The following is a 20,947-nucleotide window of genomic DNA, read 5'->3' as shown; positions in this document are numbered from 1 at the left end:
ACCCCGGCTTCCTACCGGCCTGTGGAAAGCAGAAAACCGTCAGGCACCCGCCGGACGGGACACGACCACCCCGACCGCGCCCGGCCCCACGTGCGCACCGATGACCGGACCGACTTCGGTGACCGGCACGTCCCCCATCGCCGGGAGTTGTTCGCGCAACCGGTCGGCGAGCTCCTGTGCCCGCTCCGGGGCGGAGAGATGGTGCACGGCAATGCTCGTGCCCCGCCCGTCGTGCTCCCCCGGCCCGGCCGGGCTCACCTCGGCGATCGACAGCTCGAGGAGACGCGTGAGGGCCCGCTGGGTGGTGCGGACGCGCTCGAGTGGCTCCAGGCGCCCGTCGGCGAGAGCGAGGACGGGCTTGATGGTCAGCGCCGAACCCAGCAGGGCGGTCGCCGCACCGATCCGGCCTCCACGACGCAGGAACTCGAGAGTGTCGAGGTAGATGTAGATCGAGGTGTTGAGCGACCGGTGGGCGGCCGCCCGGGCGGCCTCGGCGGGACCGGCGCCCGCGGCGAGCGCGCCCACCGCGGCCTGGACTCCGAAGCCGAGGCCCATGCCGAGCGAACGGGAGTCGACGACCTCGACGGTGAAACCGTCGGCCGCCACCTCGGAGGCGGCGAGGCGGGCGGCGGCGACGGTGCCGGAGATGTCACCGGACAGGTGTACCGAGACCACGGCGGAGAAACCGCGCGCCCGTAGACGACGGTAGGTGTCGACGAAGACCTGGGGCGACGGCCGGGAGGTGGTGACCGGCCGGTCGGCCCGCAACGCCGACACCACGTCGTGGGCGTCGAAGGTGATCTCGGTGCCCGACCCGATGTCCTCGGGACGGGAGACCCCGTTCACGACGACCTGCAGGGGAACCACCGTGACGCCCAGCTCCGCGGCCAGCGCGGCCGGCAGGTAGGCGGTGGAATCGGTGACGACGGCGACAGGACCGGCCATGAACGCCGAATCTAGCGCGGATACGGCGCCGTCGGGGCGCCGCCGGGCTCAGGCCCGTGGATCACGCCTCGGAATCGGGCTTGCCCGCGGTCTCACGGACGTCGGGCGAGGAGATGTTGGCCAGCTCCTCGTCCTCCTCCTTCATCCGTGCGGCGGCCCGGCGCTTCAGCGAGCGGCGCAGGGAGAGGTCCTGGATGGCGCGTTCGAGCAGGCCCTCGAGGTCGTCGGCGTCCCACGGGACGAGGGTCGCGATGCCGGCACTGACCCGGCCCTGCCAGACCTCACGCGGCAGCTTGACCTTCTCGGCCAGGTAGGAACGGATTCGGCGTTCCATCTCCAGCGGGGAGGTGCCGGTGCCCGGGCCGATCATGACGAACTCGTCGCCGGCCCAGCGGGCGACCACGTCGGTGGCCCGGGTGGCGTTGAGCAGGCCCTGGGCCACGGCCTTGAGCACCTCGTCGCCGTCCTTGATGCCGTGCTGCTCGTTGATGCCGCGCAGGGTGTCGACGTCGACGACCAGGGCGTGCACGGCGTGGCCCTGGCGTCGGGCCAGGTCGATCATCGGGCGGGCGACGAGCTCGAGGCCCTTGCGGTTGGCGACGCCGGTCAGCGGGTCCTTGACGGACTGCTCCATGACCTGGCGGTGGGCGTCGACCAGGGCCATCGCCGCACTGGTGCGGGCTCGGCGGACAGCCATCGCGAGGCCGGCGGCGGCCCCGATCATCAGCAGCATGTTGACCCAGCGGGCGGCCTCGTCGGTGGTGAAGCCGCCCCGGGCGACCGCGGTGACGACACAGCCGACCCAGAGGGCACCGCACGAGGCCAGCACGGCCCAGAACCAGTTGCGGGCGCTGACCACGCAGGCGGCGGCCGCGGCGAGGATCAGCTCGGCGGCCGGCCAGTACTGGTCGATCAGGCCGGCGCGGGCGCAGGCGGCGGTGGCGGCGAGGATGGGGACGATGGCCGCAGCGGTCTCGCGGCGCCAACCCGGCAGTCGCCGGGTGGACGCCAGGAACGCGATCAGCACGAAGACGGCGGCGCACGCGCCGTCGACGGCGATCAGAGCCCCGCGGTAATCGACATCCATGAACAGGCCGAGCACGGCACTGACGGCGTGGATGGCGGCGAAGCCGAGACACAGACGCGGCAGCCCGAGGCTGGTCGCGTCACCGGCTCTGGGGGCGAGGGAGGCAGGACTCACGAGGAATCTGATCGGCCGGATGACGCGTGTGCTTGAGCGCGCCTGTGGGTGTGGGGGTTTGTCCACAGGTGGGGAGTGGAATTCAAAACTGTCGGAGGGTCGTGGGAGGGTCGGTGGTGTGACGATGACAGCTGCGGCGAGCCGTAACCAAGAGGTCCGCGACCGCGCGGAGGAGTCGCTGCGCGCGCTGGTCGGGCGGCCGGAGGCCCGGCTGCACGACGATCAGTGGGCGGCGATCGAGGCGCTGGTGGTCGATCACCGGCGGGCCCTGGTGGTGCAGCGCACCGGCTGGGGTAAGTCGGCGGTGTACTTCGTGGCCACCGCCCTGCTGCGGGCGGCCGGGGTCGGCCCCACGATCATCATCTCGCCGCTGCTGGCGCTGATGCGCAACCAGATCGCGGCGGCCGAGCGGGCGGGCATCCGCGCTGTCACGGTCAACTCGTCGAACCTCGACGAGTGGGCCGAGGTCTACCGCGCGATCGACGCCGGTGAGGTTGACGTGCTGCTCGTGTCACCGGAGCGGCTGAACAACCCCGACTTCCGCGAGCGGGCGCTCCCCCAGCTGACGGGTGCCACCGGCCTGGTCGTGATCGACGAGGCGCACTGTGTCTCCGACTGGGGGCACGACTTCCGGCCCGACTACCGGCGTATCCGCACGCTGCTGGCCGAGTTGCCGGCCGGGGTGCCGGTGCTGGCCACCACGGCCACGGCCAACGAACGGGTGACGGCCGACGTCGCCGAGCAGTTGTCGGTCACCGGCACGTCGACGCTTGACGATGTGCTGGTTCTGCGGGGCACGCTCGACCGGGACTCGCTGCACCTCGGGGTGGTCGAACTACCCTCTCCCGCACAGCGTCTGGCCTGGCTCGCCGAGAACCTCAAGACCCTTCCCGGCTCAGGCATCATCTACTGCCTCACGGTCGCGGCGACCGAGCAGGTCTCGGAGCACCTGCGGGCGGCCGGTTACGAGGTGGCGGCCTACTCCGGGCAGACCGAGGAGACCCAGCGCCGCACCGCTGAGGCCGATCTGCTGGGCAACCGGGTCAAGGCGCTGGTCGCGACCTCGGCGCTGGGCATGGGTTTCGACAAGCCTGACCTGGGGTTCGTGATCCACCTCGGGGCGCCGCCCTCGCCGATCGCCTATTACCAGCAGGTGGGCCGTGCGGGGCGTGGGCTCTCGCAGGCGACGGTGGTGCTGCTGCCGGGCCGCGAAGATCGTGAGGTCTGGAACTACTTCGCGGGTCTCGCTTTTCCTGCCGAGCACCAGGTGCGGGCCACGCTCGATGCGCTGGCCGGGCGCGACGGGCCGATGTCGACGATGCTGCTGGAGACCCAGGTCGACCTGAGCCGCTCCCGGCTGGACATGATGCTGAAGGTGCTCGACGTCGACGGTGCGGTGCAGCGGGTGCGTGGTGGCTGGCTCAGCACCGGTCAGCCGTGGCAGTACGACGAGGAGCGGTACGAGCGGGTGCGGGCCACCCGACGGGCCGAAGAGCAGTCGATGCTCGATTACGTCAACACGTCCGGGTGCCGGATGCAGTTCTTGCGGCGCACTTTGGACGACGCGGTCGCCGAGGCCTGCGGGCGCTGCGACCGCTGTGGTGGGGTCCAGTTCGAACTGACGGTGGACGGGTCCGACGTCGAGACCGCCGGAGAGGTGCTGAACCGGCCAGGTGTGGCGGTCGACGCGCGGCGGCAGTGGCCGAACGGCATGGCCGAGCTCGGCGTGCCGTTGAAGGGCCGCATCGCGCCGGGCGAGCAGGCCGAGACCGGGCGCGCGATCGCAGGAGTCACCGATCTCGGCTGGGGTGCGCAACTGCGGGCGCTCTTCAACCCCGAGACGCCTGACGGCGAGGTGCCAGTGCCGCTGCGACACGCCATCGTCGCGGTGATCGATGCCTGGGAACTGCCCGAGCGGCCCGACTGCATCGTGGTGATCGAGTCGGTCTCCCGGCCGCAGCTGGTCCGGCACCTCGCCGAGGGCCTGTCCAAGTACCTGCGCCTGCCCATCACGGCCCGGCTGGTGCCAGACCCCGCGTCCACCCCGGGAGAGGGCGCCGCGAACTCGGCACACCGGGTCAAGGCCGTGGCCAACCGCTATCAGCTGACTCCGAGCGAACCCGAGCCCACCGAGACCGGCCCCGGGTCGGCAGGCGGCGTCGAAGGACGGTCAGTCCTCCTCATCGACGACCGCACCATCACCGGCTGGACGCTCACGGTCGCCGCCCGGCAGCTGCGTCAGGCGGGAGCCACGGCGGTCCGTCCGCTGGTCCTGGCCGCCGGCTAAGACATCCGGGGCAGGTATGGGCCCAGTCCCCGCCCATACCTGCCCGCCCCGGCCTGCTCTGACCTGCCCGCCCCGCCACCCCCGGCCCGCTCTGACCCCGCCCGCCTAGGCCGCCACGGCTCGCTCCGACGCGGCGGCCCCGGCCTGCTCTGACCTGCTCTGACCTGCTCTGACCTGCTCTGACCTGCTCTGACCTGCTCTGACCTGGCCAGCCCGGCCCGCTCTGACCCGGCCCGCTCTGACCCGGCCCGCTCTGACCCGGCCGCTCTGACCCGCCCGCCCCGGCCGACCCGGCTCGCTCCGACCCGGCCCGCTCTGACCCTGCTCCGACCCGCTCGAGCTGGCCGCCCTGCCCGGAGCTGGCCGCCCTGCCCGGAGCTGGCCGCCCTGCCCGGAGCTGGTCGCCTTGCCTGGAGCCGGCCGCCCGGGACTCAGCAGCGACCTTCCCGATTCATGGGCAGCCAGGCAAACCCTTCCGGCATTGTGCGAGCGCTACCGGAGAGCCCTCTCCCCACACCGCTGCCGTGCTTTTGGGGCGGCGGTGCGGGAGGCAAGATGGTGGTGCTTTCGATTATCGATAATCGAAAGCACCACCATCCGAGTCCAGCGCCCATACCCAGTCGACAGCAGGCCGCACTTCCACTACCACTCACGAAGGCAGCATGTGGGCGGATCACTTGCCCTAACGGGCACATGCGACGAGCGGCTCGGCGGGCAAAAAGACTCGGCCCCCACCGCGTCCAACCAGGACAGACGCGTGGAGGGATACGCGCCAGTGGGGGCCGAGCCGTTCAAGGGGACTCGTCATCGAGATCGGCGACGGCGAATCGAAAGTCGGGGAACAGCGAGTCCGGAAACAGAGCCATACCGCGGCCAGCCGGCAAGTCGGTCTGTAAGACAGGCAGTAGGTCAGTCCGCAAGACAGGCGGTAGTAGGTCAGCCAGTAGGTCAGCCGCTTGAGGCAGCCACTTCAGTCAGCCAGCGCGCGAGGCCGGAAGCCGACCCCACCAGCCGGGCCATCAGTAGCCAAAGCCCCTGTCTCTCAGGAGATACAGCAGAACCTCAGATCGCGAACAGCCGACGGCCGGCAAGGTCACGTCGGCGGCGAACGGTCAGGGCGCGATCGCCGAACGAAGAAGGCGACCACTCCAGAAGCGGCCGAGTCAGAAGCGACGGGGCCAGTAACGGCCGGGCCAGAAACAGCGGGGCCAGAAGCGACGGGGCCAGGCCAGGAGCAGGTCATACGAGCAGCACGACCTGGCGCCGCGAGTCGTCGGTCAGCCGATAGCAGGCACTGCCCACGGTCAGGACCAGCGCCTCCAGCCGGGTGGCCCACACGACGTTGCCCACCTTCATCGGGCCGGCGGCGGCGTTCGAGAGCCAATCGGCGAAGATCCGCCGCGGCATCACGGCGACCTCCACCAATTCGTGCCGGACATGCACACTTTCGCGCCGGACCTCGACCTCGGCGGGTGGCGCGGGCCAGCCTCGACCGTTCACCAGGTCGATGCGGAAACGGCCCACCCATTCCCCGGCACCGTCCGACGCAGACCCGAGAATTCTCGGGATCAACGTCGAGACAACCGAATTGGCGCCGGAAACGGTGACACCGTTGACACCTCGACGGGTTACGGAGGCACGCGCCGCCTGAAGCGGAAGATCACGAACAGCGCTCGTTTCACCACCGGGATCACGGAGCAGCCGTTCACGCCCCACGACAATCCCAGCCTTCACATCAGGAACAGATCCCCCTGAATTCTCCACCACCGCGCCTCTCTCGCAGTTGGAGCTCGCAGCACGAGCGAAGATCAATCAACCCCGCACTTCTCGAGATGACGGCATCTAACTCCTTCCCCGGCGAATTGACAACTATCAGAAGCGGTTTGCTGAAAAACTGTCGGCAAATCACTGCAACCTAATCAGACTCGCTGGTAGATGGTGTTCAATTGCCTGACAAGATGAATCAGATGGAAAGGTCAAGCACCATGGCTGAACCTGCCGGGGCCATCGGAATCGCCTTGCTACGCCGCCACATCGGCCGCCAGTTCGAACGGTTGCGCGTACAGGCCGGGCTCACCCAGGACCAGGCCGCGGAACGGGTCGAGCTGAGCAAGTCCACTCTCATCCGCATGGAGAACGGCACCGACGGCGTGAAGTTCCGCGACGTCCAGGTGCGCCACATGCTGGAGCAGTACCGGGCCACCGACACCGACCGCGAGGTGCTCATGGCCCTCACCGCGGAGACGCGCCTCGGACCTCGCAAGTCCTGGTGGCACGACTACACCGAGACGTCACTGCCTCCGTGGTTCGCGATGTACGTCTCGCTCGAAGACTCCGCCGCCGTCATCCAGTACTACGAGCAGGAGCTGGTTCCCGGCCTGCTGCAGACCAAATCGTACGCGGAGCGGGTCATGCAGGTCCCTCCGGGCTTCGTCGCCGCCGACGAGGCCGCCCGCCGCGTTCAGGCCCGGCTCGAACGCCAGTCCCTGCTCACCCGCCCCATGGCTCCCCGTCTCGAGGTCGCCATGGGCGAGGCCGTGCTGCACCGCCTGCTCGGCATGGGCCGCGCCATCGCGGAGGAACAGCTCCAGCACCTGCTCGACGTGACCCAGCGCCTCAACGTCGAACTAAGCATCGTTCCCTGGGCGGCGGGAATGCACGGAGGCGTCGCGAGCGGCGCATTCATTCTGCTGCATTTCCCCCGCGACCCGATCACCGACGAACCGCTGGAACCACCAATGGCGTACTCTGACTTGCTGACTGGCGCCATGTATCTGACCAAACCCGCCGAGGTAGACAGTTACCGACTGGTCTGGTCGGACGTCCAGAAGAATTGCCTGGACCCGGACGCGAGTCGTCTGCTGATCATCACCTTCCTGGAAGGACTGCATAGTGACGGAGAACCTCACTCCCGAATGGTTCAAGAGCAGCCGCAGCGGTAATGGCAACGCGTGCGTCGAGGTAGCCACGAACCTGCTGCCAAGCACGGGGAACGTTCTCTTGCGTGACAGCAAGAACCCAGATGTCACACCGTTCACCTTCACTCGCGCAGAGTGGGAGGCGTTCGTCGGTGGCGCCAGGGACGGCGAGTTCGACATCTAGAGCAGCTCTTCAGACAGCGGAGAGTGAGCGGTGAAACCGGGGGCCGGTGAATGCACCGGAAAGTTCACCGGCCCCCGGCCCAGCCGGTTAAAGCGGCAAATATTCAAGCCTCAAGAAACAACGCACGAAAGCAGCCGCAATAACGATCGGCGCCGGTCAGCGAGCGGTTTCGACCTCGGCCCGAGCCTGTTTACGCACGTCACCCGACAACCGGTCGAGATAGACCTTGCCGATCAGATGGTCGGTCTCGTGCTGCAGGCAGCGCGCGACCTCACCCTCACCGGTGATCTCGATCTCCGCGCCGGTCTCGTCCTGCCCCACCACCGTGGCCCGCACCGCACGTGACGTGGGGTACTGGTGCCCGGACACCGACAGGCACCCCTCGGGCCCCGTCTCCCGTTCCTCGGACACGAAGGTCAGCCGGGGATTGGCCACGACCGCCACGACCCCCTCGCAGTCCATGACGAACAGCGAGTGACTCAGCCCGATCTGGTTCGCCGCCAGCCCGACCCCCTGGGCCTCGTACATGCTCGCGAACATCAGATCGACCGTCTCGGCCAGCGCCGCGTCGAACACTCTGACCGGGTCGGCCTTGGTGCGCAGCACCGGGTCACCGAGCTGACGGATCGAGGCCGGCCGTTTCGTCGTCTTCCGCTTCGCCACCCACCCAATCTAGATCACGATCGCTTGCTCAGTGCCTCCGCCCTGTGCGCCGCCCGGGCCCCGCTCTTCTCGCTCTCGACGATGAACATGGGCTCGTCCTCGTCGGCCGTGAACTTCTGCTTCGCGAGCTGGAAGTCCTTGGTGCGCACCTCCACCACCGTGCCGTGCGTCGGTCCCTGGGGCGTCTTCCAGGTGACCTTGTCCCCCACCGTGATCTGCGACATCGCACCAGGCTCGGACCCCGGCGAAACACCTGCCAGTCGAGGTTGCTCCTTCGTCCGGTGCAGCAACCAGTCCCGATCGGTACGGATCAACGCGTACCGCACCACCCCGACCCGGCCGTGCAGTGTGAACACGAATCGCTTCTCGTTGCGGTCGTTCTCCTCCCACCATCCGATGTCGGCGATGAACTTGTTCTCGTCCGTGTAGGTGAGATGGTCGAGCCCGTGATCGGGCACGGCCACCGCCAGGCGGTTGCGCCCGGGCGAGTCGGGCAGTCCTCTCGGCACCGCCCACGAGCGCAGCACGCCGTCCTGCTCGAGCCTCAGGTCGAAGTGGGGCCGGGGGACGCGGTGGTCATGGAGCACGAAGGCCGGCCGGTGAGATTCCACGGCTCATTTTGGGACGACGAACACCCCGGCGGCATCATGGCCCTGTGCCAGAAGTCGAGATCAGTGACGAGTACATCCCCCTCGGTTCCTTCCTCAAGCTCGCCGGGGCCATCGACACCGGTGGTGACGCCAAGCTCATGATCGCCTCCGGCGACGTGGACGTGAACGGCGAGCCGGAGACCCGCCGGGGCCGCAAGCTCCGCCCGGGTGACGTCGTCACCACCGCCAGCGGCAGCTGGACCGTGACCCAGGCCTGAGAGCTCAAGCCCCCGCCCCGCCGGGCCGATGGTCGCTCGACGGGGAGGGGGCATCCGGCGTGAGCGTCGACACTGACACCAGCGACACCGACCGACACACGAAACTCAGCCGGACGGACACGTCCCCCACCGCGTCCCCCATTCGCGTCACCATCACCTTCGTCTTCACCATCGCCCTGGTCCTGGCCGAGTTCGGTCTCCTGGTGGGCGTGTACACGCGGGACGAACCGGTGCAGCGCCAGCAGTTGCTCCAGGCCCGGCTCGAGCAGCAGGTCATCGACAACGGCCAGATCCCGGACATCACCCGCGAACTCGACGCTCTCGAGAGGGCGGGCGTCCCCCGCGAAGACCTCGAAGGCGTCCGTCAGGCCGGCCAGAACACCCTCGCCTCCCAGGTCCACGCCCTCGGCGTCACCCTCGCCGACCGCCAGCGCTCCCTCGACCGCCAGGCGAAACTGATCTACGCGTCCCTGCTGGTCATCGTCTCGATCGGCTGGTTCGCCTGGTTCCGCCGTCTGGTCCAGCGTCACCGCACCCTGCAGCAGGCCGTCACCGAGCAGGAAGCCGTGACCGCCAGCGAACAGCGTCTTCTCGCCCTGGTGCAGAACGGCACCGACGTCGTCACCGTCTTCGACCTCGACACCCGCACCAGCTTCGTCAGCCCCTCGGCCCGCACCGTTCTCGGCATCCCCGCCGACGACCTGCTCGGCACCCGCCTCGCCACCCTGCTCCAGCCCGAGGACGTCAACCGCCTCGTGCACCTCCTGGCCACCCTCAAGGCCGGTGAGGACGCCGCGGTCAAGTTCTGGATGCGCCACGCCGACGGACGCCTGCTCGTGGTCGAGGGGATGCTCGCGAACCTGCTGCACGAGGAGGTCGTGGGCGGATTCGTGCTGACCTTCCGCGACGTCACCGAACGCCACGCCCTCGAGGAACGCCTCACCCACCAGGCCTTTCACGACTCCCTCACCGGCCTCGCCAACCGCCAGCTCTTCGCCGACCGCCTCTCCCACGCCCTGGTGCGCCGGGCGGGAGCCACGCGTCCCCTCGTCGTCATGTTCATCGACCTCGACGACTTCAAGAACATCAACGACCGTCTCGGCCACGGCATGGGCGACCAGGTGCTGGAAGTCGTGGGCCGGCGCATCCGCCGTCACACCCGTCCCGGCGACACCGCAGCCCGCCTCGGCGGCGACGAGTTCGCCATCCTGCTCGAATCCGCCGGCCTGGCTGAGGCCGAGACCCTGGCCAACCAGCTCGTCGACGTGATCGCCGAGCCGGTCGTCATCGACGGCACCCGCATGCCGGTCACCGCCAGTGTCGGCCTGGCCGAGGCCGTCCCCGGTGAGATCAGCAGCGAGGAGGCCCTGCGCAACGCCGACGTGGCGATGTACTCGGCCAAGGACCGCGGCAAGTCGACGGTCGCGGCCTACGACTCCCGCCTGCACGCCGAGGCCCTCGACCGCCTGGAACTGCGCGCCGATCTGCAGCGCGCCATCTTCAGCAACGAACTGCTCCTGCACTACCAGCCGACCGTGGAGCTGGAGACCGGCAAGATCGTCGGCTTCGAGGCCCTGGTGCGCTGGCAGCACCCGGTGCGAGGCCTGCTCTCCCCCGCCGCCTTCGTGCCGATGGCCGAGGAGACCGGCCTGGTGGTGCAGCTCAACACCTGGGTGCTCTTCGAGGCCACCCGCTTCGCCGTGGTGCTGCAGAACGACTGGCGCCGCCCCACCATGGCCGTCAACATCTCGGCCCAGCAGCTGGTGCGGCCCGACTTCGTCGAGCAGGTCAACCGGGCGCTCGCCGAGTCCGGCCTGCCCGCCGACCGCCTCACCCTGGAGATCACCGAGAGCGTGGTGCTGCAGGATCTTGAGGACGTCATCCCGCGGCTCGCGCAGTTGCGCTCACGAGGGGTTCGGGTCGCCATCGACGACTTCGGCACCGGGTACAGCTCCCTGGCCTATCTGACCGAGCTGCCCATCGACGTGCTCAAGGTGGACAAGTCGTTCATCGACCGGGTCGCCTCCGACGCCCAGGGCGCCAGCGTGACCGAGGCGATCATCGCGATGAGCCACACGATGAACCTCTCCACCGTGGCCGAGGGGGTGGAGGTGGCCGAGCAGGCGGCCTGGCTGCGACAGGTGCGCTGCCCGATCGGCCAGGGCTACTACTGGTCACGCCCGGTGGACGAGGCCGGCGTGCACGAGCTCCTCTCCCGCCCGACGAACGAGCTGGGCGGCTCCGCCGACCTCGTCAGTTACCGCACGGTGGCGCCGTTCTGAGGGACTGTCCTGTGGTTGAGGTCCGACCTGCGGAGGTGCCAGGACTGCGGCTGGGGCGTCTGGAACACAGAGACACCCCCTATACCCGATCGGTATAGGGGGTGTCTCTGTCGTCGAGCGCACACCGGGTGGCCCGGGTGTCCCTCGTCAGGCAATGATCCGCAGGGAAGCCCTCAGTACTTCTCGACCTGCGGGAACGGCACGGTGAGCAGCTGGCGCCGCACCTGCACGTGGTAGCGCGTGCGGCCGATCTTGACCACCTTGCCCACGCTGTCGGCGTACTTGCCCGGGCAGATCAGCCGCACCCGGGTGCCGATCGGGAAGAGTGCGGCATCGCGGCCGGTGACCGGCGGCTCGGGCAGCGCACCCCGCGCCGCGACCGCCGGGGCGGCCCGCCGGTGCACCCGCTGCAGCACCCAGCGCCGCTCGGCCACGTAGCTCGGGTGCATCGGCACGACCTCGCCGTGACGCGTCCACTCCAGCAGCGTGGCCGGGTCGAACGACCGCGAGCACTCACCGCACGACTGCACCCGGATCGGCTGCCGGTGCCGCGTGATCGAGTGCCCGCTCGGGCAGGTGCCCTTCCACGGCCCGGGCGGGCGCGGCGCGTCTTGCGGCAGGCACCGGGTGCCCGAGCAGCCGATGGCCCGGGCCTGGGCCTGCCAGACCTCGTCGTGCCCGTGCGCCGGGCCGACCAGCGCGTGTGCGATCTCGTGCAGCACCGTCTCGGTCACCTCGGCCCGGGTGTGCAGCTGGATCAGCACCCGGCTGAGGCCGATCTCCCGGGGTACCGCCCGGCAGATGCCGGCCCGTGTCTTGGCGTTGTCGAACACGAGACGCCAGTCGGACAGCCCGTAGCGCCTCATGAGCCCGACAGCGAGCGCTCGCGCCTGGATGAGCTCCACCCTTGCCGCTCCCTCACCAAACGATCCGTAGGTGAGGATGAGAGTAGGCGCCCCCACCGACAACTTGGCACCACGGCACCGTATCTGCGGAAAAGTTCTTCCAGCGGCGAACATCACTGTCCGCTAGCACTTTTCAACGGGAGGCGACAGGCGCACAATGCGCTGCGAAGAGACTGCCGAGAGCTACGGGAGGGCTACTTGGAGGCCTTCGCCAGCCGGATCGCCGACTTGACCTGTTTGCGGTACTCCGCACGGCCCCGGGGGTTGAGGCTGAGCGCTCCGGCGTGCGCCGGATCGGTGTCGTTGAAGTACGCCTCGTAGGCCATGTTGCCGCGCTTCGACCGGAAGAACGAGAACATCTTCGCCATGTAGTTGGCATTGTCACCCCCGCCGTTGCCCTTCCAGGCATAGCCCGGGTAGAGCCCCCACTCGGGAACGCTGAGCCGCTTGCCCTTGCGCTTGGCGAACGCGGCCCAGTAGTTCAGCCCCTGGTTGCCGTTGAGCTGCTTCTCCCAGGCGGCCTTGGTCTTGACGGCGGGATACCCGTCGTAGCTGTCGACCCCGACGTAGTCCACGTACTTCTTGCCGGGCCAGGCCTTGGTCGCGTCACTGAGCGCGTCGCCGATGCCGCGGTTGACGGTCCAGTCCCAGCGCAGCCGCGGGGCCTTGCTCTCGGCCGCGTTGAAGATCCGGCGCCAGCACTTGACGAAGGTGTTCGGGTTGTACGCCGCCCACTCCACCCAGGTGCCGTTGAACTCCCAGGCCAGGCGCACGACGGTGCGGTCGGACATCCCCGCCTTGACGGCGTTGGCGCCGAACTCCTTCCAGTACTTGTCGTACTTGCCGTTGGCGCAGGCGGCCAGGGTGTTGCCCTGGTTCTCCGGGAACGGCGCGCTGCTGATGACCAGCGTCTGCGGCGCGTCTTTCCACTGGTGCCAGAGCCAGGCCGGGTTCTTGATGTCGTTCCAGGTCACGCGGCCCGAATAGGTCACCGCGACGTCGGACTTGGCCCCGCGCTGGGTGCCGAAGTCGACCTGGGCCGAGGGCACGAAGCTGGGCATGAACGAGCCACTGGCCCAGGGCATGCCGGACTGCTTCGACGAGATCCTGGGAGTCACCGCCGTGGCGGGCGCGGCGCCGGTCAGGGTGGTGACGGCCAGGACCGCGGCCACGCCGAGGCTGATGGACGAGACGACTCCGAACGAGAGCCAGCGTCTGTTTTTCACGACATCCTCGGGGGCACGAAGATCAGGAAGGGTTACCAGACGTGACGGTAGCACTCCACTCCGTAACCACAGAGGCTCCCGAGACCTCCGCGCGAAAAGACGTCTGATGAGACGTGCGAACCCTGCCCGAAGACCCGACTCAAGTACTCCTACGCCAGATCTCGGAGTCGTCCGGCCGTCATCACCACGACCGCGTCCGACCACGCCAGCGGCGCCGGACCAGCCGGCGCCCCGGTGCTGAGCACCTTCTCCGGAATCGCTCCGTAACCGGTGCGGTGGTCACGCAGCCAGTCCATCCACCCCCGCGCCGTCCCCTTCTCCCCCACCGACGCCGCGGTCAGCGCGAACAGCGAGGTCTGCGGGCTCCAGCTGATGCCGTCGTCGCGCCAGCCCACGCCCGGCGCCAGACCGCCCGCGGCCCGGCGCATCCCACGCGCCGCCCGGTGCCAGGCCCGCAGCACCGACGGTGCCGCCCGGTCGGTGAAGGGGGGCAGCAGGAAGGCGACGGACGCGTCCGGCACGTCACCACCCAGCTCGCGCGGATACCCGTGCACGCCGAACTCCGCGGTGATGCTCTCCTGCAGCTTGCGGGCCCGGCCCTCGGCCGAGCGGGACGTCGTGCGCTCGCCGAGCATCCCCTGCAGCCGTGCCGCCGAGCGCAGCCCCAGCGCGATCGGCGCGGCCGTGCCCAGACTCAGCCGGTACATCGGCACCTCCCAGTAGTCCTGGGAGGCGGGCGGCAGGGCGTCGGCGGTGTCGGTCAGGCGCAGGGCGGCATCGGTGGACGCGTCGATCATCGGTTCCAGCGTGGCCAGCACCTCGGCCGCCTCGGCCGTGGGCAGCGAGTCCACGAGCCGGAGGGTCGCCCACAGAACCCAGCCCACCCCGTCCGTCTGCTTGCCCCGGGCGTCCGGAACCCCGTCCTCCTCCGGCCGGTAGCGCGCCTCGAAAACCCCGTCGGAGGGCTGTTGTCGCTGCAGGAACTGCAGCACCCGCCGGGCGTCGTCCGGATGCCCGGACTCCACCAGCGCGACCGCCACGAACGCGGCGTCCCGGGGCCAGACGTACCGCCAGGCGGCCGGCCAGGCCGCCAGCGAGGCGCCGTTCGCGTAGAGCAGTGTGTGCATGTCGAGCAGCGCGGTCTCGACCATCTCCGCGTACGGCCCGTCCTCGCCGCCCGGGATCGTGCCCGCCTCGATCCACTGACGCTGGGCGCGAGCCTGCTCGGTCACCGACCGTGTGCTCTCCGGGGTGACCGTGGTGCGGGTCAGTGCGGCAGCCGAATCCGGTGTCAGCACCCGGGTTCCCGGGAAGAACTCCACCACCGAGGGGTCGGTGTCCGGCCCGATCGCGATCCGTGCACCATCCGGCCCGATCGCCACCACCGCGGTCATCAGCGGCACGGTCGCGTTCTCGAAGCGCTCGCGGTGCTGGCTGATGCGCGTCACCAGCCCCGTGATCAGCAGCAGCACGCCCACGATCGCCAGGGCCCGCAGAACCCGTTTGACGGTGGACGTTCCGGTTGACCGGGCGGGCACCTCGCCGGCCTGGGTGGAGACGTGCGTCGAGGGGGCGACGTCGAGCATCAGCCCTGTCGCCAGTCGTCCGACGTCAGGTGCGACCCGCCCTGCGGCCCCATCTGCAGCATGCCGCCGTCCACCGCGTAGGAGGCCCCGGTGACGTAGCCGGCCGCCGGGGAGGCCAGGAAGGCGATGACCGCGGCCACCTCCCGCGGATCACCGGGCCGGCCCAGCGGGATACCGGGCCGGTGCAGACCGTGCGGGTCCACGCCCTCCATCTTGTTCATCGCGGTCGCGATCTCGCCCGGGGCGACGCTGTTCACGGTGATGCCGTGCGACGCCAGCTCGAGCGCCGCGGTCTTCACCAGCGCGCCCAGCCCGGCCTTGGCCGCGTCGTAGGCCGACGCCCCGACCCGCGGCTGGTGCTCGTGCACGCTCGTCACCGCGACGATGCGGCCCCCGGCGCCGGCCGCGACCACGAGCCGCGCCGCGGCCTGCACGCAGGCGAACGCCCCGTCCAGGTCGACGGCCACGATCCGCCGCCACTCGCCCAGGCCCATCTCGAGAAACGGTGTGGCCTGGCCGGTCCCGGCGTTGTTGACGAAGACGTGCAGCCCGCCGAGCTCGGCGGCCAGCTCCTCGACCACCGCGGCGCAGGTCTCCGGAGCCCCGGTGTCGAGCCGGGCCACGGCCACCCGGCGGCCGAGCGCGGTGATGTCATCGGCGGTGCGGCGAGCGGCGGCCTCGTCGTCGAACCAGGTGATACCCACGTCGAGCCCGGCCTCGGCCAGGGTCAGCGCGGTGGCCCGGCCGATCCCCGACTGGGCCCCGGTGACGACGGCGGTGACCGGCTGGAACGGCATGGCGGGACCTCCACATTCCACGTGCGGCTGAGGGAACGGACCGGGCGTGATCACGAACAGCAAACCACCCTGCCGTGATCATGCCCGATCCGCCCCCTCGCACGAGGACCCGCTCAGATCGTCAGGAGCGGGTCTCCCGCACCCGGTCCTTCGCCTGCACGCCCTGCTCCTTCACGTCCTGCCCGGCCTCGACGGCCTCCTCCTTCACCGTCCGGGTGGCATCGAGGGCGGTCGACCTCACCGTCTCGGCCGCCTCCTGCGCGTCGCCCTGCAGGTGCTCGCCGATCTCCCTGGCGACCTCGGTGGCCGGGGCGGTCAGGGTGGACGCGTTCTCCTTCAGCGCCACCGCGGCCCGCTCCTCCGGGCGGGTGGCCGGCAGCAGTGACCCGAGCAGCCAGCCCGCGCCGAACGCGATCAGCCCGGCGGCCAGCGGGCTCCCCTCGGTGCGTGCCCTGACCGCCCCGGGAGCCGCGGCCACGGCCTGCTGCGACGACGAGGCCGCCGACGCCACGGCCTGCTGCGACGCCGAAGCCGCCTCGCCCACGGCCGATCTCGCGTCGCCGAGGGTGGAGGACGTGCCCTGCCCGGCGCTCGTGGCGGTACCCATGACCTTCTCCTTCGCGGTGCCTGCGGTTCCCATCACCCGGTCGCGGACGCTCCCGGCCCGGTCCTTCGCCCGGTCCACCTGGCGCCGGGCGACGTTCCCGGGCCGGACCGTCTCGGCCAGCGTGTTCACGTCGGTGCTCAGTTCCTGGCGGGTGTTCTCGATCTCCGCCCGGATCTCCTCCGGCGTCCGCGCCGGTGTGACACCACTCGTCGGCTGGCTCATCGGATGCTCCCCTCGTTGCCCTTCACGGCGTCCGGGATGTGTTTCACGCTCTCGGTCGTGCGCGGCAGGCCCGGCGCCGCCCTCACCTGGTTACGGCCGAGAACGCCCAGCCCGGCGGCGATCACGGCCAGCACGACCGCCACCACCAGACCGGACCAGCCGCGGCCGATCTCGTTGCCCAGCCCCCACCAGACGGCGATGAGCCCGAAGACGACCGCGAGATGGCCGACGACCCCGGCGGCGCCGAGCATCCCGGCCCCCCTGCCGGACTGCCTGGCCGACTGGCGCAGTTCGGCCTTGGCCAGCTCGACCTCCTGCCGCATCAGCGTGGAGAGGTCGCGAGTGACGTCACCGAGGAGCTCACCGACGGACGGCGACTCCCCCGAGGGGGTCGGTTGCGGTACCGGCGCGCCCGACGGGGTGGTCACAGTCCCTGCCTCCGGTCGGCCGGGAACCCGCTGCCGGGAACGGTTTCCTCGTAGCGCGGGATCTCGTCCTCGTCCTCGTACCGCTCGTAGGTGGGGTAGGTGACGGGCTCGGCCGGCACCGCCGGGACCGGCTGGGCGTAACCGCCCACCGGGGTGCCCGAGCTGCCCGCCACCGGTGCAGCGGCAGTTCCCGCAACCACCGGCGACCCGGCGCCCGAGTCGCTGCCGGAGTCGCTGCCGGAGGAGTCGTTGCGGGCCTCGCTGATCGCGCCCCGGGTGAGCCGGCCCACCACCAGGCCGGCCCCGGCGGCGATGGCCAGGAAGGTGCCCGGGCGGCGCCGCGCGAAGTCCTTGACCTCCTGTGCGACCGCGCCGGGATCGCGCTGCTCGAGCCATCCGGCCACGTCCTGGGCCCGTCCCGAGGCCTCGCGCACCAGGTCGGTGGCGATGCCGGACTCGGAGCGGTCGGCCATCGACCCCAGCTGGGTGCTCAGCGAGCGGACACTCCCGGCCAGGCGCTGCTGCTGCGAGGACGCTTGCGTGCCCAGCTCCTGGCGGGTCTGCGTGTAGAAGTTCCTCGCCTGGTCAGCGGCCTCCGAGGCGACCCCGGCAGCCTGTTCACCGGCCACTCCGGCCACGCGCCGGCCCGCGTCGGCGGCACCGTGCCCGACCCCGGCGGCCTGTTCCCTGGCCGCCTCCGTGGTGGTCGTGGAGGTGGAGTTCGAGGTGGAAGCGTTCGTGGCGTGCGTCGGCACACCGAATTCGTCGGCCATACAAGCCTCGCAAGGAATGTGATGCGCGATAAGCCGAGCGGCTGTCTGCACTCGCGCCGAGCCTTGCACCCGACAGGGATCATGCAACCGGACAAATTCCCCCCGCCGCACCGGATCAGCCGGGCGACGAGCCGGTGGATCAGCTGCCGAGCGTCCCCGCCAGCCGGTCGTGGAACGCCTCGCTGTTCGGGTTCATCCCCACGATCGTGACCTCCTTGCCGCGCCCGGCGTACTTGGTCTGGATCGCGTCCATCGCCGCGACCGACGACGCGTCCCAGATGTGCGCCGTGGACAGGTCGACCACGACCCGCTCCGGGTCGTTCGCGTAGTCGAACTGGTGCACGATGTCGTTGCTGGAGGCGAAGAACAGCTGCCCGTGCACCTGGTAGGTCTTCACCGACCCGTCCGGGCTCGTCTGCGACGTGACCGACACCAGGTGGGCCACCCGGCGCGCGAAGAGCACCATGGCGGCGACGACCCCGATGATCACGCCGTAGGCCAGGTTGTTCGTGGCCACCGTGACGGCCACGGTCACGACCATCACCGCGGTCTCGCTGCGCGGCATCCGCCTCAGGGTGGCCGGCCGCACACTGTGCCAGTCGAAGGTGGTGGCCGCGACCACGACCATCACCGCGACGAGTGCCACCATCGGCATCCGCGACACCACCGGCCCGAGCACGAGAACCAGCACGAGCAGCCAGAAACCGGCCAGGAAGGTGCTGAGCCGGTGCCGCCCGCCGCTCTTCACGTTGATCATGGTCTGGCCGATCATCGCGCAGCCGCCCATGCCGCCGAAGAACCCGGCCGCCAGGTTGGCCACGCCGAGACCCCACGACTCCCGGGTCTTGTCCGAGCCGGTGTCGGTGATGTCGTCGACCAGCTTGGCCGTCAGCAGCGTCTCGAGCAGACCGACCAGGGCCAGGCCGAGCGCGTAGGGCAGGATCGTGGTCAGGGTGTCGAGCGTCCACGGCACGTCGGGCAGACCGGGCAGCGGCAGGCCGTCGGGCAGGGCCCCCTCGTCCCCCACGGTCGGCACCTTCAGGCTGAAGCCGATGCCCAGCGCCGTCACCACGACGATCGAGATCAGCTGCGCCGGAACGGCGGTGAAGACCCGCGGCACGAACACGATGATCACGATCGAGAGCACCAGCAGCGGGTAGACCAGGAACGGCACGTCGACGAGATGCCGCAGTTGGGCGCTGAAGATCAGGATCGCGAGCGCGTTGACGAAGCCGATCATCACGCTGCGCGGGATGAACCGCATCAGCTTGGCCACCCCGAGCACCGCCAGCACGAACTGGATCGCGCCGCCCAGCAGCACGGCCGCGATGACGTACTGCAGCCCGTGCTCCTTCGACAGCGGCGCGATCACCAGCGCCACCGACCCGGCCGCGGCCGTCACCATGCCCGGGCGACCGCCGGTGAAGGCGATGACGACGGCCATGACGAACGACGTGAACAGCCCGACGCGCGGGTCGAGCCCGGCCACGATCGAGAACGAGATCACCTCGGGGATCAGCGCGAGCGCGGTGACCAGGCCGGCGAGGATCTCGATGCGCAGCACCGTCCACGAGCGCAGCCACTCGGGACGGCGAGGTCGTCCCGCCCCCGAACCGGTGGCCGACGGATCGGCGAGAACGGCGCTCATGGCCCTACCTTTCAGCGAAGTCCGCAGAACTCTAACGTCGCGGAAGTGTTGTCCGAACCAAATTCTAGAGCTCGGGCCCGGTGGCCTGAGTCACACGCGCCGGAGGAGGATTCCCCAGAGCGTGACGGCGCCCACCGCGTGCGCCACGACCAGCCCCACCGCCGCACCGCTCACCCCGCCGAGGTCAGCCCCGATCATGCCGAGCGCGAGCAGCAGAACGGCCCGCACCAGCGACGCGCGGCGCACCCGGTCACCTCGCCCCTGCGCCCGCAACGCAAGGGCCGGGCCGACAGCCAGACCCACCAGCACCACGCCGATCACGGCCGGCTCGAGCACCGTGCTGGCCCCCTCCCAGCTCTCGCCAGTGAGATGGAACCCGAGCCGGTCGGGCAGTGCCACCAGAGCCAGCCCCCACAGTGCGGTGACGGTGGCCAGCAGCAGCCCGGTGACCACGGCGGGACGCACCAGAGGACGTCCTTGTTCCGCCCGCCGGGCGAAGGGCTCGCGCAGCAACGCCACAGTGCCGCTGATCACGAGGTAGGCCGGCACCAGGAACATCTGCGCGGCCCAGAGCGCACCGATGGCCGAGATCCCCACCACCGCGCCGATCAGGCAGTAGGCGAGGTAGAGCGAGCCGAGGCCGAGCAGGTACTCCACGCTCAGGCGCACCGTGAGGTGACGGTTCAGGGCGAACCACACCGGGACCTGGCGCAGCGACGGGGTGAGCCGGGCCAGCGCGCAGCCGAGGGCGGCGGTGAGCAGGGCGGCCGTTCCCCAGCCGGCTGTGACCCCGACCGTCGAGTGCTGCCCGGAGCGGATGATCAGCGCGACCACGGTCAGCTGCACCGCGGACCCGGTCAGCGCGAGCACCAGGGCGGGCGCCGCGCGCCCGGCCGCGATGAAGACGAAGCGGAAGCAGTCCTGCACGAGCAGACCGGGCAGGGCCAGGCCGACGGCGAACACCGCCATCCGCGTCTGATGACCGGGCAGCACGGCCGACATCAGGCAGCACAGCGCCCCCGAGGCCAGACCCAGCGCCACGGCGGCGCCGGTCGCGTCCCGGGCGGCCTGACGCCGCACCCGCGGCATGACGTCACCGAACTGGATCAGATAGACGTCACTGACCAGGGCCCGGGTGATGCCGAGAGCGAACCCGGCCACCAGCAGCACCAGACCGAGCACCCCGAAGACGTGGGCCTCCACCGTGCGGGCCACCGCGAACGACAGCCCGGCCACGGTGAGGCTGGACAGCACCTGGTCGGCCACGCGCCATCCGGGCCGCGGACGCGCGAGGGTGACCACCCCGTCCCCGAGGACCTGCGTCAACCGTCACCCCCACCGCCGCCCGAACCCTTACGCGGCGAGAGATTAGACGGTCAGCGCTGAGAACGCGCCGACATCACGCGA

At 70.2% G+C, this 20,947-nt stretch carries 19 protein-coding genes and 1 pseudogene; 5 read left to right on the top strand and 15 right to left on the bottom strand.

Features of this window, described 5'->3' with window-relative positions; all coding sequences use genetic code 11:
• Positions 1–39: 39 nt before the first annotated feature.
• The gene (locus J2S57_RS18615) at positions 40–945 is read right to left on the bottom strand and encodes a DegV family protein (RefSeq protein WP_307244661.1); all 906 of its coding nucleotides are present in this window, start codon (positions 943–945) and stop codon (positions 40–42) included.
• Positions 946–1,006: 61 nt separating this feature from the next.
• Entirely contained in the window at positions 1,007–2,146 is a 1,140-nt protein-coding gene (locus J2S57_RS18610; RefSeq protein ID WP_307244660.1) for a GGDEF domain-containing protein, read from the bottom strand.
• 124 nt (positions 2,147–2,270) lie between these two features.
• On the opposite strand from J2S57_RS18610, the gene J2S57_RS18605 reads away from it, so the two are divergent.
• Complete coding sequence (locus tag J2S57_RS18605) at positions 2,271–4,433, top strand: RecQ family ATP-dependent DNA helicase (protein ID WP_307251075.1); 2,163 nt, start codon at positions 2,271–2,273, stop codon at positions 4,431–4,433.
• A 1,239-nt stretch (positions 4,434–5,672) separates the two neighbouring features.
• Here J2S57_RS18605 and J2S57_RS18600 read toward each other — a convergent pair.
• Entirely contained in the window at positions 5,673–6,200 is a 528-nt protein-coding gene (locus tag J2S57_RS18600) for a hypothetical protein (RefSeq protein ID WP_307244658.1), read from the bottom strand.
• Positions 6,201–6,418: 218 nt separating this feature from the next.
• On the opposite strand from J2S57_RS18600, the gene J2S57_RS18595 reads away from it, so the two are divergent.
• Together J2S57_RS18595 and J2S57_RS35370 are read left to right on the top strand one after the other, a co-directional pair.
• Positions 6,419–7,375 (top strand): helix-turn-helix domain-containing protein, encoded by a 957-nt coding sequence (locus tag J2S57_RS18595; RefSeq protein ID WP_307244656.1) that lies wholly within the window; start codon positions 6,419–6,421, stop codon positions 7,373–7,375.
• A complete protein-coding gene (locus J2S57_RS35370; protein WP_370882486.1) occupies positions 7,326–7,535 on the top strand; it encodes a DUF397 domain-containing protein in 210 nt (69 codons plus the stop codon). Before J2S57_RS18595 ends, J2S57_RS35370 begins: the two co-directional genes overlap by 50 nt.
• A gap of 156 nt (positions 7,536–7,691) precedes the next feature.
• Here the strand turns inward: J2S57_RS35370 and def are convergent, their stop codons facing one another.
• The 3 genes and pseudogenes from def to J2S57_RS35360 all read right to left on the bottom strand — a co-directional run.
• Positions 7,692–8,198: a peptide deformylase gene (gene def, locus J2S57_RS18590; RefSeq protein ID WP_307244653.1), complete on the bottom strand. Its 507-nt coding sequence runs from the start codon at positions 8,196–8,198 to the stop codon at positions 7,692–7,694.
• A 14-nt stretch (positions 8,199–8,212) separates the two neighbouring features.
• Positions 8,213–8,422: a hypervirulence associated TUDOR domain-containing protein gene (locus J2S57_RS35365; protein ID WP_370882673.1), complete on the bottom strand. Its 210-nt coding sequence runs from the start codon at positions 8,420–8,422 to the stop codon at positions 8,213–8,215.
• 39 nt (positions 8,423–8,461) lie between these two features.
• Positions 8,462–8,809, bottom strand: a pseudogene (locus J2S57_RS35360) (DNA polymerase ligase N-terminal domain-containing protein); the annotation flags it as partial.
• 44 nt (positions 8,810–8,853) lie between these two features.
• On the opposite strand from J2S57_RS35360, the gene J2S57_RS18580 reads away from it, so the two are divergent.
• Complete coding sequence (locus J2S57_RS18580) at positions 8,854–9,066, top strand: RNA-binding S4 domain-containing protein (RefSeq protein ID WP_307244648.1); 213 nt, start codon at positions 8,854–8,856, stop codon at positions 9,064–9,066.
• Between the two features lie 59 nt (positions 9,067–9,125).
• Positions 9,126–11,348: a putative bifunctional diguanylate cyclase/phosphodiesterase gene (locus J2S57_RS18575; protein ID WP_307244646.1), complete on the top strand. Its 2,223-nt coding sequence runs from the start codon at positions 9,126–9,128 to the stop codon at positions 11,346–11,348.
• A 173-nt stretch (positions 11,349–11,521) separates the two neighbouring features.
• Here J2S57_RS18575 and J2S57_RS18570 read toward each other — a convergent pair whose 3' ends face one another.
• From J2S57_RS18570 to J2S57_RS18530, 9 genes are all read right to left on the bottom strand, one after another.
• Positions 11,522–12,253 (bottom strand): SprT-like domain-containing protein, encoded by a 732-nt coding sequence (locus J2S57_RS18570; protein ID WP_307244645.1) that lies wholly within the window; start codon positions 12,251–12,253, stop codon positions 11,522–11,524.
• Positions 12,254–12,447: 194 nt separating this feature from the next.
• Positions 12,448–13,479 carry a glycoside hydrolase family 26 protein gene (locus J2S57_RS18565; RefSeq protein WP_307244643.1) on the bottom strand — a complete coding sequence of 344 codons (1,032 nt, stop codon included), beginning with the start codon at positions 13,477–13,479 and terminating at the stop codon, positions 12,448–12,450.
• A gap of 149 nt (positions 13,480–13,628) precedes the next feature.
• On the bottom strand, positions 13,629–15,065 hold the full coding sequence (locus J2S57_RS18560) for a glycoside hydrolase family 15 protein (protein ID WP_307244641.1): 1,437 nt from the start codon (positions 15,063–15,065) through the stop codon (positions 13,629–13,631).
• Positions 15,065–15,862 carry an SDR family oxidoreductase gene (locus tag J2S57_RS18555; protein ID WP_307244639.1) on the bottom strand — a complete coding sequence of 266 codons (798 nt, stop codon included), beginning with the start codon at positions 15,860–15,862 and terminating at the stop codon, positions 15,065–15,067. The genes J2S57_RS18560 and J2S57_RS18555 overlap by 1 nt, the downstream gene beginning before the upstream one ends.
• Before the next feature lie 121 nt (positions 15,863–15,983).
• Positions 15,984–16,691 carry a DUF3618 domain-containing protein gene (locus J2S57_RS18550; RefSeq protein WP_307244637.1) on the bottom strand — a complete coding sequence of 236 codons (708 nt, stop codon included), beginning with the start codon at positions 16,689–16,691 and terminating at the stop codon, positions 15,984–15,986.
• Positions 16,688–17,119: a phage holin family protein gene (locus J2S57_RS18545; RefSeq protein WP_307244635.1), complete on the bottom strand. Its 432-nt coding sequence runs from the start codon at positions 17,117–17,119 to the stop codon at positions 16,688–16,690. Before J2S57_RS18545 ends, J2S57_RS18550 begins: the two co-directional genes overlap by 4 nt.
• Complete coding sequence (locus J2S57_RS18540; RefSeq protein WP_307244633.1) at positions 17,116–17,892, bottom strand: hypothetical protein; 777 nt, start codon at positions 17,890–17,892, stop codon at positions 17,116–17,118. Before J2S57_RS18540 ends, J2S57_RS18545 begins: the two co-directional genes overlap by 4 nt.
• A gap of 139 nt (positions 17,893–18,031) precedes the next feature.
• Positions 18,032–19,540, bottom strand: coding sequence for a SulP family inorganic anion transporter (locus tag J2S57_RS18535; RefSeq protein WP_307244630.1), 1,509 nt, complete (start codon positions 19,538–19,540; stop codon positions 18,032–18,034).
• 90 nt (positions 19,541–19,630) lie between these two features.
• A complete protein-coding gene (locus J2S57_RS18530; RefSeq protein ID WP_307244628.1) occupies positions 19,631–20,866 on the bottom strand; it encodes an MATE family efflux transporter in 1,236 nt (411 codons plus the stop codon).
• Between the last annotated feature and the right edge of the window lie 81 nt (positions 20,867–20,947).

Source organism: Kineosporia succinea (assembly GCF_030811555.1).
Classification (GTDB): domain Bacteria; phylum Actinomycetota; class Actinomycetes; order Actinomycetales; family Kineosporiaceae; genus Kineosporia; species Kineosporia succinea.
The sequence above is the reverse complement of the archived record's forward strand: the minus strand, read 5'-3'. Positions and strand labels throughout refer to the sequence as shown.

Coding starts and splice junctions, on each gene's coding strand:
- J2S57_RS18550 (WP_307244637.1), bottom strand. CDS start 16,691: ATGAGCCAGCCGACGAGTGGTGTCACACCGGCGCGGACGCCGGAGGAG.
- J2S57_RS35365 (WP_370882673.1), bottom strand. CDS start 8,422: ATGTCGCAGATCACGGTGGGGGACAAGGTCACCTGGAAGACGCCCCAG.
- J2S57_RS18535 (WP_307244630.1), bottom strand. CDS start 19,540: ATGAGCGCCGTTCTCGCCGATCCGTCGGCCACCGGTTCGGGGGCGGGA.
- J2S57_RS18595 (WP_307244656.1), top strand. CDS start 6,419: ATGGCTGAACCTGCCGGGGCCATCGGAATCGCCTTGCTACGCCGCCAC.
- J2S57_RS18555 (WP_307244639.1), bottom strand. CDS start 15,862: ATGCCGTTCCAGCCGGTCACCGCCGTCGTCACCGGGGCCCAGTCGGGG.
- J2S57_RS18615 (WP_307244661.1), bottom strand. CDS start 945: ATGGCCGGTCCTGTCGCCGTCGTCACCGATTCCACCGCCTACCTGCCG.
- J2S57_RS18560 (WP_307244641.1), bottom strand. CDS start 15,065: ATGCTCGACGTCGCCCCCTCGACGCACGTCTCCACCCAGGCCGGCGAG.
- J2S57_RS18540 (WP_307244633.1), bottom strand. CDS start 17,892: ATGGCCGACGAATTCGGTGTGCCGACGCACGCCACGAACGCTTCCACC.
- J2S57_RS18605 (WP_307251075.1), top strand. CDS start 2,271: ATGACAGCTGCGGCGAGCCGTAACCAAGAGGTCCGCGACCGCGCGGAG.